The 12,472-nt window shown below is 69.9% G+C and carries 8 protein-coding genes, 1 tRNA gene and 1 pseudogene; 7 read left to right on the top strand and 3 right to left on the bottom strand.

Annotated elements, in window-relative coordinates:
- Window positions 1–55 precede the first annotated feature (55 nt).
- The 7 genes and pseudogenes from NP777_RS33540 to NP777_RS33510 all read left to right on the top strand — a co-directional run bounded on the left by NP777_RS33540 (window position 56) and on the right by NP777_RS33510 (window position 8,219).
- A complete protein-coding gene (locus NP777_RS33540; RefSeq protein WP_256653940.1) occupies window positions 56–1,081 on the top strand; it encodes an ABC transporter substrate-binding protein in 1,026 nt (341 codons plus the stop codon).
- Between the two features lie 61 nt (window positions 1,082–1,142).
- Window positions 1,143–2,027 carry a siderophore-interacting protein gene (locus tag NP777_RS33535; RefSeq protein WP_256653939.1) on the top strand — a complete coding sequence of 295 codons (885 nt, stop codon included), beginning with the start codon at window positions 1,143–1,145 and terminating at the stop codon, window positions 2,025–2,027.
- Window positions 2,028–2,374: 347 nt separating this feature from the next.
- A complete protein-coding gene (locus tag NP777_RS33530; protein ID WP_308405292.1) occupies window positions 2,375–3,961 on the top strand; it encodes a pyridoxal phosphate-dependent decarboxylase family protein in 1,587 nt (528 codons plus the stop codon).
- A 7-nt stretch (window positions 3,962–3,968) separates the two neighbouring features.
- The gene (locus NP777_RS33525; RefSeq protein WP_256653938.1) at window positions 3,969–5,306 is read left to right on the top strand and encodes a lysine N(6)-hydroxylase/L-ornithine N(5)-oxygenase family protein; all 1,338 of its coding nucleotides are present in this window, start codon (window positions 3,969–3,971) and stop codon (window positions 5,304–5,306) included.
- A pseudogene (locus tag NP777_RS33520) lies at window positions 5,303–5,857 on the top strand (GNAT family N-acetyltransferase); the annotation flags it as partial. The gene NP777_RS33525 and the pseudogene NP777_RS33520, both read left to right, overlap by 4 nt.
- 329 nt (window positions 5,858–6,186) lie before the next feature.
- Entirely contained in the window at window positions 6,187–7,974 is a 1,788-nt protein-coding gene (locus tag NP777_RS33515; RefSeq protein ID WP_256653937.1) for an IucA/IucC family protein, read from the top strand.
- A gap of 169 nt (window positions 7,975–8,143) precedes the next feature.
- A tRNA-Arg gene (locus NP777_RS33510) sits at window positions 8,144–8,219 on the top strand.
- Window positions 8,220–8,432: 213 nt separating this feature from the next.
- Here NP777_RS33510 and NP777_RS33505 read toward each other — a convergent pair.
- The 3 genes from NP777_RS33505 to NP777_RS33495 all read right to left on the bottom strand — a co-directional run bounded on the left by NP777_RS33505 (window position 8,433) and on the right by NP777_RS33495 (window position 11,967).
- Complete coding sequence (locus NP777_RS33505) at window positions 8,433–8,843, bottom strand: hypothetical protein (RefSeq protein WP_256653936.1); 411 nt, start codon at window positions 8,841–8,843, stop codon at window positions 8,433–8,435.
- A gap of 701 nt (window positions 8,844–9,544) precedes the next feature.
- A complete protein-coding gene (locus tag NP777_RS33500; RefSeq protein WP_256653935.1) occupies window positions 9,545–10,852 on the bottom strand; it encodes an MFS transporter in 1,308 nt (435 codons plus the stop codon).
- The gene (locus NP777_RS33495) at window positions 10,852–11,967 is read right to left on the bottom strand and encodes a PLP-dependent cysteine synthase family protein (protein WP_256653934.1); all 1,116 of its coding nucleotides are present in this window, start codon (window positions 11,965–11,967) and stop codon (window positions 10,852–10,854) included. Before NP777_RS33495 ends, NP777_RS33500 begins: the two co-directional genes overlap by 1 nt.
- Window positions 11,968–12,472 lie beyond the last annotated feature (505 nt).

The following is a 12,472-nucleotide window of genomic DNA, read 5'->3' as shown; positions in this document are numbered from 1 at the left end:
CTCGGGTCGCCGTCCCGTGGCCATGCCCCCGTACGCATCGAGAGAGAGCACCTTCATGCGCCAGGCCAGAGCACTCCCCCTCTCCCGCCGCGGTCTGCTCACCGCGGGCGGCGCCCTCGGACTCGGAGCCCTGGTCACCGCCTGCGGAAACAAAGGCGGTTCGGGCTCCGGCGGCGACGACGGCGGCGGCTCCTGGTCGTTCACCGATGACCGCGAGAAGAAGATCAGTCTCGACAGCCGGCCGCGGCACATCGTGGCCTACATCGGCGCGGCGGCCGCGCTCTACGACTTCGGCATCGAGAAGCAGATCACGGGCGTCTTCGGCCCGACCACGCTGAAGAACGGCAAGCCGGACGTCCAGGCGGGCGACTTCCCGGTCGACCAGGCCACGTCCCTGGGCAACACCTGGGGCCAGTTCAACGTCGAGAAGTACGCCTCGCTCGGCCCCGATCTGCTGATCACCAACATGTTCGACCCGGGCGCGCTCTTCTACATCCCGGACGACAGCAAGAAGAAGATCCTGCAACTGGCCCCCAGCGCCGCCATCTCCACCGGCCGGATCTCCATGCTCGAACCCATCAAGCGCTATGCCGCGCTGGCCGAGGCGCTCGGCGCCGATCTGAAGGCCAAGAAGGTCACCGACGCCAAGGCGCGGTTCGAGAAGGCCACCGAGACCCTGCGCAAAACTGTCAAATCGCACAAGATCAAGGTCATGGCCTGCTCCGCCAGCGCCGATCTCTTCTATGTCTCCAACCCGAAGATCAATGCCGACCTGATCTACTTCAGCGAGCTCGGCGTCGACTTCGTCGTCCCCGAAAAGCCCGACAAGGGCGGCTACTTCGAGAGCCTGAGCTGGGAGAACGCCGACAAGTACGACGCCGACATCCTCTTCCTCGACAACCGCACCGCGACCCTCCAGCCCAGCGCCCTGACCTCCAAGCCGACCTGGTCCAAGCTGGCCGCGGTCAAGGCGGGTCAGATCACCCCCTGGAGCAGCGAGCCGCGCTTCTCGTACGCCGGCGCCGCCCCGCTCGTCGAGTCCCTCACCAAGGCCATCCAGGACGCGAAGAAGGTCAGCTGACGGTCAGTCGACCGGCTGGCCCCGGCCTCCCCACGGCAAGCGAAGGGAAGACCCCCCTCCCATGACCACCGCAGCCATCAAAACCGCCACCACCGCCACCCCGTTCCGGTTCTTCGACGCGCGGGTCGTACGGACCCGCTCGCTCGGACCGTCCATGGCGCGGATCACCTTCGGCGGCGCCTGTCTGAAGGACTTCACCAGCGGAGGCCGCGACCAGCGCTTCAAACTCTTCCTGCCGCACCCCGGCCAGACCGCCCCGGTGGTGCCGGTCGAGGCCGGGGAGGGCTGGTTCACCACCTGGCGGGCGATGGACCCGGCCGAACGCGGCATCATGCGCTCCTACACGGTGCGCCGGCAGCGCCGCGACCCGGACGAGATCGACGTGGACTTCGCGCTGCACCACGACAGCGGCCCGGCCGCCCGCTGGGCCGCGCGGGCCGAGGCCGGCGACCGCGTCACCCTGCTGGGCCCGGTCGTGGCGGACAACGGCGGCGTGGACTTCCGGCCGCCGTCCAGGACCGACTGGGTGCTGATCACCGGCGACGAGACCGCGCTGCCCGCCATCGCGGGCATCCTCGAATGGCTGCCCGCCGACTTCCCCGTCAAGGTGTGGCTCGAGGTCCAGCACGCCGAGGACATCCAGGAGCTGCGCACCGAGGCGAAGGCCGAGATCACCTGGCTGGTCCGGGACGCCGTGGCCCCCGGCACCACGCGCTCCGCCCCGCTGCTGAACGCCGTGGGCGCCACCGAACTGCCCCACGGCACGCCGTACGCCTGGATCGCGGGCGAGGCCGGAACGGTCAAGGCGCTCCGCCGCCACCTGGTGCGCGAGCGCGGCTTCGACCGTAAGGCCGTCACCTTCACCGGCTACTGGCGTCTGGGCGCCTGTGAGGAGCAGCTCGTCGAGGAGGCCGTGTCGGGCACCGGCCCCGCGACCGACGACTGACCCCCGTCGCCGTACCCCCTCTCCCTCCCACAGCCGCGACCCACAGCCGAACCCACGGCCGAACCCACAACCGAACCCACAACCGCGGCGCACAACTGAATCCATCCATAGGACCGCGGAGGACCGACCGCCGGACGCCAGGCGGCCGACCGCTGGGCGCGCCCCCGCACGCCCCGCCGCCACGTCCAGCGCCCCCGCACGCCCACCAGACCATCGGGTCGTCAGGCCGTCGGGTCGTCAGGCCATCGGGTCGTCAGGCCGTCGGGTCGCGGGCCGCCCCTCCCCCACCCAGCCGCATGCCCGCGCCGTCCGCACGCCCGCATGCTCGTTTCCAGAAGGGACAGACCGTGAGTTCCCTCGCGCAGACCGCTGAGGACCCGTCGCCGGAGCCGATACCCGGGGCGGCGGATGGCAGGGCCCACCTCTTCAACGGCCGTACGGCGGAACGCTATCGGCGCTCCGTGACCGACGGCGTCGGCCTGGTGGCCGCCACCGTCGCCCGCGCCGAGCGCCCCTTCACCGGCATCACTCCCGCCGAACTCGCCCCCGAGATCTCCGGAATCGACCTGGAGCGCCCGCTCGGCGATCCGGACGCCGCACTGAAGGAGCTGGAGGGCGTCTACCTCAAGGACGCCGTCTACTTCCACCACCCGCGCTACCTGGCCCACCTCAACTGCCCCGTGGTGATCCCCGCACTGCTGGGCGAGGCCGTCCTCTCCGCCGTCAACTCCTCCCTCGACACCTGGGACCAGAGCGCCGGCGGCACCCTGATCGAGCGCCGGCTGATCGACTGGACCGCCGAGCGCATCGGCCTCGGCGAGGCCGCGGACGGCATCTTCACCAGCGGCGGCACCCAGTCCAATCTCCAGGCGATGCTGCTCGCCCGCGACGAGGCGTGCGCCCTGGTCGAGAAGGAGGCCACCGCCGTCGGCGAGACGATCGCCAAATCCGCGATCCTGCCCCGGCTGCGCATCCTCACCTCCCAGGTCAGCCACTTCTCCATCCAGAAGGCCGCCGCCATCCTGGGGCTCGGCTACGAGGCCGTCATCCCGGTCCCCTGCGACCAGGACCGCCGGATGCGGACCGTATCCCTCGCCCATGAGCTGGACCGCTGCCGCCGCGAGGGCCTGATCGTCATGGCCGTCGTGGCCACCGCGGGCACCACCGACTTCGGCTCCATCGACCCGCTGCCCGAGATCGCCGAGCTGTGTGCCCGGAACGGCACCTGGCTGCACGTGGACGCCGCGTACGGCTGCGGACTGCTGGCCTCCCCGACCCGCCGCCACCTCCTGGACGGCATCGAGCGCGCCGACTCGGTGACCGTGGACTACCACAAGTCCTTCTTCCAGCCGGTCAGCTCCAGCGCCGTCCTGGTCCGCGACCGCGCCGCGCTCAGCCACGCCACGTACCACGCGGACTACCTCAACCCCGAGCGCAGCGTCGAGAGGCTGATCCCCAACCAGGTGGACAAGTCCATCCAGACCACCCGCCGCTTCGACGCGCTCAAACTGTGGCTGACGCTGCGGATCATGGGCGCGGACGCCGTCGGGGCGCTCTTCGACGAGGTGGTGGAGCGGGCCGCCCAGGCATGGGCCCTGCTGGACACCGATCCGCGCTACGAGGTGGTCACCGAGCCCCAGCTGTCCACGCTGGTCTTCCGCTACGTACCGCCGTCCGACGGGCCGTGCGACCCCGACCTCGTCGACCGCGCCAATCTGCACGCCCGGGACGCGCTGGCCGCCTCCGGCGCGGCGGTGGTCGCCGGAACCGTCGTCGACGGCCGTCACCACCTCAAGTTCACGCTGCTCAACCCGGAGACCTCGCTGAGCGACATCGCGTATGTCCTCGATCTGCTGGCCGAACACGCCGGTCAGTATCTGGCCCTCCACATCGAGCCCGAGCTCAGCGGCCCCCGCCACTCGCGCGCCAGTTGAACGCCAGTTGAGCCCCTTCACCCCGCCGGAGACCCTCGTGCCCACCCCGCACACCCACGACTTCATCGCGGTCGGGCTCGGCCCCTACAACCTGGGCCTTGCCTGCCTCACCGAGCCGATCGACGAACTCGACGGGCTGTTCCTGGAGAGCAAGCCCGACTTCGACTGGCATCCGGGCATGCTGCTGGACGGCGTCACCCTGCAGACCCCGTTCATGGCCGACCTGGTGACCCTGGCCGACCCCACTTCCCCGTACTCCTTCCTCAACTACCTCAAGGAATCGGGGCGGCTGTACTCCTTCTACATCCGCGAGAACTTCTATCCGCTGCGCGCCGAGTACAACGACTACTGCCGCTGGGCCGCCGCGAAGCTGCCGTCCATCCGCTTCGGCCACCAGGTGACGAGCGTCGAGTACGACGAGGCCGACGGCCTCTACACGGTGCGCGCCCGGCGTCCCGCGAGCGGCGAGACCACCACCCACCGCGCCCGCCACCTGGTGCTGGGCACCGGCACCCCGCCGTATCTGCCCGAGGTGTGCCGGGACCTGGGCGGCGATCTGCTGCACAACACGGACTACCTGGAGAACAAGCGGGCGCTCCAGACCAAGGAGTCCATCACCGTCGTCGGCAGCGGCCAGAGCGCCGCCGAGATCTACCAGGATCTGCTCGCCGACATCGACACCCACGGCTACCGGCTGAACTGGGTGACGCGCTCCCCGCGCTTCTTCCCGCTGGAGTACACCAAGCTCACCCTGGAGATGACCTCACCCGAGTACGTGGACTACTTCCACGCGCTCCCCGAGGACACCCGCTACCGGCTGGAGGGTGAGCAGAAGGGCCTGTTCAAGGGGATCGACGCCGACCTCATCAATGGCATCTTCGACCTCCTGTACCAGAAGAGCGTGAGCGGCCCGGTGCCCACGCGGCTGCTGACCAACACCGCGCTCACCGAGGCGGCGTACGACGAGCAGTCCGCCACGTACACCCTCGGGCTGCGCCATACGGAGCAGGAGCGGGACTTCTCGCTCACCACCCAGGGGCTCGTCCTGGCCACCGGCTACCGCTACCAGGTGCCCGCCTTCCTGGACCCGGTGCGCGGCCGCGTCCGCTGGGACCGCCACGGCCGCTTCGACGTCGCCCGCAACTACAGCATCGACACCACCGGGCGCGGCATCTTCCTCCAGAACGGCGCCACCCACGCCCACAGCCTGACCTCCCCGGACCTGGGCATGGGCCCGTACCGGAACTCGTGGATCATCCGTGAGCTGCTGGGGCGGGAGCACTATCCGGTGGAGAAGTCCATCGCCTTCCAGGAGTTCGGCGCACCGGAAGGAGCCGTGTCATGACGCCCTCACCGCTTTTCGAGCACACCGACGCGCGCCTGGGCACCTTCGCCCTGCGCGACCTGGACCCGGCCGCCGACGCCGCACTGCTGCACGGCTGGGTGACCCACCCCAAGGCGTCGTTCTGGATGATGCAGGAGGCGGACGAGGCGGAGGTCGCCACCGAGTACCGCAAGATCCACGAGCATCCGCACCATGACGCGTTCATCGGCCTGCACGAGGGGCGCCCGGCGTTCCTGGCCGAGCGGTACGACCCGTCGCGGGTGGAGCTCGCCGGTCTCTACCCGTCCCGGCCCGGCGACGTCGGCATGCACTTCCTGTGCGCGCCGACCGACACCCCGGTGCGCGGCTTCACCCTCGCCGTGATCACCGCCGTCATGGAGTTCTGCTTCTCCGATCCGGCCGTCCGGCGCGTGGTCGTCGAGCCCGATGTGCGCAACGACGCGGTGCACGCGCTCAACGCGGCCGTGGGCTTCGAGATCGTCGAGCGGATCGCCAAACCCGAGAAGGACGCCTACCTCAGCATCTGCACCCGCGAGCGGTTCGAGGCCGCGCGCACGGCGCGCACGGCGCTCGCCGCGGATGCGGCACGGACCGCACGGACCGGCCGCGGGGGCCGCGCGGCCGGGACCGACGGGACCGAGGGGACCGACGGGACCGACGGGACCGAGGGGACCGAGGGGACCGACGGGACCGAGGGGCCCGAACAGACTGACCGGACTGGGCGGACCGCCAGCGAGGCCCGCGAGGCCCGCACCGCCCGCGAGACCCGCACCACCAGCAACACCCGCACCACCAGCAACACCAGCGACACCCGCACGACCAGCGACACCAGCGACGCCCGCGAGACCCGCACCGCCCGCGAGGCCCAAGGAGTGACCCGATGAGCCCCCGAGACGCCGTCGCCCACCTCACCCCCGACCTGTGGGACCGGGCAGGCCGCCTCCTCATCCGCAAGGCCCTCGCCGAGTTCACCCACGAGCGCCTACTCGCGCCCGAGTTCGGCCCCGACGGCCGCTACGCCGTGACCAGCGACGACGAGGCGGTGACCTACCGCTTCGCCGCGCGGATCCTCTCCCTGGACCACTGGCTGGTCGAGGCGGACAGCATCACCCGCCACGACCGGACCGGCGCCGAACTCCCCCTGGACGCGCTGGACTTCTTCATCGAGCTGCGCGGGCGGCTCGGCCTGAGTCAAGACATCCTCCCGGTCTACCTCGAGGAGATCAGCTCCACCCTCTCCGGGACGGCCTTCAAACTGGCCGGCGAGCCGGAGGCCGCCGCCCAACTGGCCAAATCCGGCTTCCAGGAGATCGAGACGGGGATGACCGAGGGCCACCCCTGCTTCGTCGCCAACAACGGCCGCCTCGGCTTCGGCATCCACGAATACCTCTCGTACGCCCCCGAGACCGCGAGCCCCGTCCACCTGATCTGGCTCGCCGCCCGCCGCGACCGCTCGACCTTCACGTCCTCCGCGGACCTGGACTACGACGCGCTGGTCCACTCCGAGCTGAGCGAGGAGACCCGGGCCCGCTTCGCGCGGACCCTCACCGACCTCGGCCTGGACCCGGCCGACTACCACCTGCTGCCGGTGCACCCCTGGCAGTGGTGGAACAAGCTGTCGGTCAGCTTCGCCGCCGAGGTCGCCCGGCAGCACCTGGTGTGCCTGGGCCCCGGCGCCGACGAGTACCTGGCCCAGCAGTCGATCCGGACGTTCTTCAACACGAGCGACCCGTCCAAGCACTATGTGAAGACCGCGCTGTCGGTGCTGAACATGGGCTTCATGCGGGGCCTGTCGGCGGCGTACATGGAGGCGACGCCGGCCATCAACGACTGGCTGGCATCTCTCATCGCCTCGGACGAGACCTTCCGCGCCGCGCGTTTCTCCATCATCCGAGAACGGGCCGCCATCGGCTACCACCACCGCCAGTACGAGACGGCCACGGCGAAGGGCTCGCCGTACCGCAAGATGCTGGCGGCCCTGTGGCGCGAGAGCCCCGTACCGTCCCTGGAACCCGGCCAGCGCCTGGCCACGATGGCGTCCCTCCTCCACACCGACCCCGACGGCGCCTCCTTCGTCAGCGCCCTCATCGAGGAATCCGGCCTCACCCCCGCCACCTGGCTACGCCGCTACCTGGACGCCTACCTCACCCCGGTGCTGCACAGCTTCTACGCCTACGACCTGGTCTTCATGCCGCACGGCGAGAACGTCATCCTGGTGATCGAGGACGGTGCCGTCCAGCGCGTGATCTTCAAGGACATCGCCGAGGAGATCGCCGTCATGGACCCCACCGCGGTCCTCCCCCCGGCCGTGGAACGCATCCGCGTAGACGTCCCCGAGGACAAGAAACTCCTCTCGATCTTCACGGACGTCTTCGACTGCTTCCTCCGCTTCCTCAACGGCATCCTCGTCAGCGAGGGCCTCCTGGAGGAAGACACCTTCTGGCAGACGGTCGCCGACTGCGTCCTGTCCTACCAGCGCTCGGCCCCCCACCTCGCGGACAAATTCGCCCAGTACGACATGTTCGCCGAGGACTTCGCCCTCTCCTGCCTCAACCGCCTCCAGCTCCGCAACAACCGCGAAATGGTAGACCTCCAGGACCCAGCCGGCGCCCTCCAGCTGATCGGCACCCTGAAGAACCCACTCGCGGGACTGGGGACGGCGACCTGACCCACCCGACGGGCCCCGACGCCTCGAGCCAGGTCGCCCCGCCCCGAGGCGAAACCCGAGCCCCACCACCCCGGAGCACCCGAACGCCCACGTACCCGACCCGCTACACTGTGACGGCGCGCCGCGGCGGCACCACGATGCCGCCCTGACGCCGGGCCTCCGTGGCCTCGCCTCCGTAGCTCAGGGGATAGAGCACCGCTCTCCTAAAGCGGGTGTCGCAGGTTCGAATCCTGCCGGGGGCACCATGCCTGACCAGGCTCAACGCCCCCGCGATCTTGGATCGTGGGGGCGTTGACGGCAGAGGTTGACGGCAGTTCTACCTACGGGGCCTGAGCAGCCGGTCCATGTGGCCCATCGCCTCACGACGGCTGTCAGCTCGGATCGTGCCTCCACCTTGCGATGCACCGCGTCTGACGCCGCACGCTGACCCGCCAGGCATTACGGGACAGCCCCCCTCATCAGGTTCTGCGGCGCAGGCTCCGCACGAAGAGCGGCACCGACAGCAGGAGCAGGGCGCCTTCGACAGCCAGGCTGACCAGTCCGATCGGTTCCGTCCAATTGCCGATGTCGTCGCTGTAGTAGGGCAGCCCCGGACCCCTGGAGAGGATGTAGCCCACCAAGGGGCCGACGGCGACCATGGCCGCCAGCAACCATCCCAGTCGGACGAGGCCGATGAGGAGCAACGCGGCGGTGACCACGGCCGCGATCTCCAGGACGTGGTAGGCAACGCCGATGTAGTAGGGGTCCCTCGTTACCACGATGCCGCCTTGGTCCACGACATGAATGGCGGCCACCGCGAGACACAGCAGAACTCCCGCCCACCTGGCCACCCAGGTAGCCCCCGGCACCGTCGCGGTGTGGTGTGACATGCGGAGGGACCTTACCCTTCCTTCAGCAGCGTGTGCTTACCGCGCCGCGATCCCATCTGCCCGGTTGGCTCCTGCCCAGGCAGCGCGCCGCACCTGTGTCAGGTCCCAGTCTCAGCGGACCGCTGCTCGCCGTCGCCCCCGACGGTGCAGACGAGTGGCACGGCCACCGGCGTGGCGAACGCACGTGTCTGCTTGTCGTGCTCCTCGCTCACCATGCGCCAGCAGCCGTTTCGACGTGTCTGCTGTCAGTGCCGACGACACACGACGCCTACTGGGGGTGGACTGGCACAAGATGCGCACCAGGGCCCGGACCTACGGATCAGTAGGTCTGAAGCCGGGGCCGTTGTTGCCGAGCTGGTGAGCCTGACGACAGTCGTTGACGGCAACAGGGAGGGCCGGCTCAGGGGCTTGATCCCCTCGAGCTGGCCCTTCAGCGTGATCACGGCCGTGCCCCGCACGTGCCACAAATGCCACTGAGGTGCCACGTCCCCACGCTGCTGCCGGATCAGCGATCCGAGTCGATCGGCGATCACGAGTTCCGGCGGCCCCTGTCCAACCAGGCAGGTGCCGCCTGGCTCGGGGCCGACCGGTGCGGCAGCGACGGTGCTCCTCGACGGCGGCCGTTCCGCCGTTCTCGCCGACGCCGCCAGCGGCGGACGGGGCTGGTCCCCGTCCGCCGCTCCGTTCCCGCGTATGACCCGTCAGGCGGACACGGGCCGTGCCTCATCAGGCGTCCGCACGGGCGCGAGGCGGCCGGTGCGGTGCAAACCGTACAGAGCCACGGCGCAGGACAGGCCCAGTGCCAGCAGCGCGAGCCACGGCAGCGCGGACATGCCCGCCGCTCGGGCGGCGTCCAGCGCCGCACCGGTGAGCAGGTTGCCCAGGGTGATGCCGACGCCGCAGATGGTGTTGTACAGGCCGTAGTGGGTGGCCACGAGCCGGTTCCCCGAGAGCCGGACGATGGTGTCCATCTCGAACGGATAGGCGATCATCGTGCCCAGCGCGAGCAGCAATGCCGAGAGCGCGGGCGGGACGGCCGCGAGCAGCCAGCGGCCCACGCCACCGTCCGGTACCGGAACGGCGGTCGCGAGCAGCAGCGGTGCGAACGCCACCCCCATCGAGAGCAGCCCCCAGGCCAGCGCCCGCCCTGGCTCCATCCGGGCCTTGCACCAGGCGGTCACCTTGGTCTGTCCGAGGATGGTGCTCAGTCCCGAGACGGCGAACAGCAATGCCACCGCCACCGTCCCGGACTCCCCGTCGCCGCCGAGGCGGCGCACTTCCAGCGGCAGGGCCAGATAGACCTGGAAGGACAGGACATACGAGCCGATCATGGCGACCGAGAAGAGCAGGAAGGGCCGGTTGGCCACCACCTCTCGCCACTGCGCCAGCACGCCCGCGCGCCCCGTGCCGCCCTGAGCATCCTTGGTGTTGTCGCCCCTCCGGGGCGGCAACGCACGGATCTGTACGACGCTGAGCACGGCGAAGACCGCTGCCGCGACCAGGCAGGTGACGCGGAAGTTTATGCCGGTCAGCACCATGCCCACCAGCGGGCCGAGCAGGATGCCCGCCTGGTAGAAGATGTTGAACAGTGCGAACGCCTCCACCCGGCGCTCTCCCGCGTCTGCCGCGAGGTACGCCCGTACCGCGGGGTTGAACAGGGCACCGGCCAGCCCCGTGGCCGCCGAGGCGGCGAGTAGCGCGGGCAGGGAGTCCACGAGCCCCAGAGTGGCGAATCCGACGGTGCGCAGAACGCATCCGGCGATGATCAGCGGCTTGTAGCCGAACCGGTCCGCCAGCGTGCCACCGACCAGGAACATGCCCTGCTGGCTGAAGTTGCGCACTCCCAGAACGAGTCCGACGAGCCAGCCGGCCAGCCCCAGGGTGCCGGACAGGTGAGCGGCCAGGTAAGGCATGAGCATGTAGAAACCCAGGTTGATGGTGAACTGGTTCACCATCAAAAGCTGGACGCTGCGCTCGTAGGAACGCACCTGTGTGAACAGCGACTTCACTACGCCACCTCCTCGTCGGGGTCCTCCGTGGCGTCCTGGAGGGTGAGGGGGTCGGCCACGGTGGTGCACCGGGTCCAGCGGTGTACCTCCTTTTCGTTCAGGCGGCCGATCAGGTCTGGTTCGGGTGCGGGGGGTGAGCCGAGCAGACCGTGGGCGGCGCAGTAGTCGTCGTCGTAGACGGTCCCCAGGTAGCGTTGCGGTCCATCGGGGAAGATCGCCACGATCCGGGCCTCCGCGGGCATGGTCCGGACGAGCCAGCCCGCCACCAGGGCAACCGCTCCGACGCTCCATCCGCCGGTGGCGTAGTGGGACGCGGCCAGTTGGCGGCAGGTCCACACGGCTTCCGCGGGGGCTACCCAGTGCACTTCCGAGAACTGGTCGTAGGCGACGTTGCGGGGGTAGATGCTGGATCCCAGCCCCCGCATCAGACGGGGCCTGGCGGGTTGACCGAAGATCGTCGATCCGACGGTGTCGACTCCGACGACCGTCAACTCGGGGTAGAGCTGGCGCAGGACTCGCGAGACCCCGGCAGAGTGTCCACCGGTGCCGACGCTGCACACCAGCACGTCGATATGGCCGAGTTCGCGGGCCAGCTCGAGCGCCAGTGGGGTGTACGCGGCGACGTTGTCGGGGTTGTTGTACTGGTCCGGGCACCATGAACCCTGGTGCTGGTCCCGCAGTCGTTGGACGCGGTCACGGCGGGCCTGCTGCCAGCCACCGGTCGGGTGGGGCTCGGAGACGACATTGACCTGGGCGCCGAACGCGGTCAGCAACCGGGTCATGGACAACTCCAGCCCCGGATCGGTGACCAGGGTGACGGGATGGTGGTAGACCATGCCCGCCAGGGCGAGTCCCAGTCCCAGGGTCCCGCTGGTGGACTCGATGATCCGGCCGCCGGGCCGCAGGTCACCGCGGGCCCGTGCACGTTGGACCATGTGCAGCCCGGGGCGGTCCTTGATGCCGCCGGGGTTGAAGCCCTCCAGCTTGGCCCAGAAGCCACGTCCCGCCGGGACGAGGGGCTCGGACACTCGCAGGAGCGGGGTGTTGCCGACCAGCCCGGAAAGGGCGGACCTGTCGGTCAGCGGACCGGTGTCGGTGGTGGTCGAGGAGTGCATGTATCCGCTTTCTTCTCAGAGCGTGAAAAGCTGCCGGGTCGTCTGATCGCGTCCCGGCGAGACCCCGTGGCGCGCTTCCCGGATCCGGGGGCCGCTCGTTCGGGTACGCCGGCATGACGGCGGTGGCGGGCACGGCCTAAATGCGCCACCGGCAGACGACGGACAGCCTGGAACTCCCGGCCAGTACTCCGCCGCTTCTCTCTCGCCCGGGGCGTGCCACGGCAAGGACGGCGGCCATGGCGAATGCCGGAGCCGCTCCGGCATTCGGTACCAGCTCACGCGAGGGCGACGGTGGCCTCGGCACGGACAGACCGGCAAGGCCACGTGGATCACAGGGCTCCGCTCTGGGTATCGCGTCGGTATCCGAGTCCGCAGACGATGCCGCCTGCGCGGACCCCACGGACGCGATCGGCACCCGAGCGCTCCGATGGTCCGACCCGTTATGTGGACCGGCACAGTCCAGAGCGGCCAGCAGCAACCCGCACAACACCACGGCGACGAGGCA

The sequence above is a fragment of the Streptomyces rugosispiralis genome (assembly GCF_024505145.1).
GTDB classification, from domain to species: Bacteria; Actinomycetota; Actinomycetes; order Streptomycetales; family Streptomycetaceae; genus Streptomyces; species Streptomyces rugosispiralis.
Note: the sequence above shows the minus strand (reverse complement) of the source record. Positions and strands in the feature narration are given on the sequence as shown.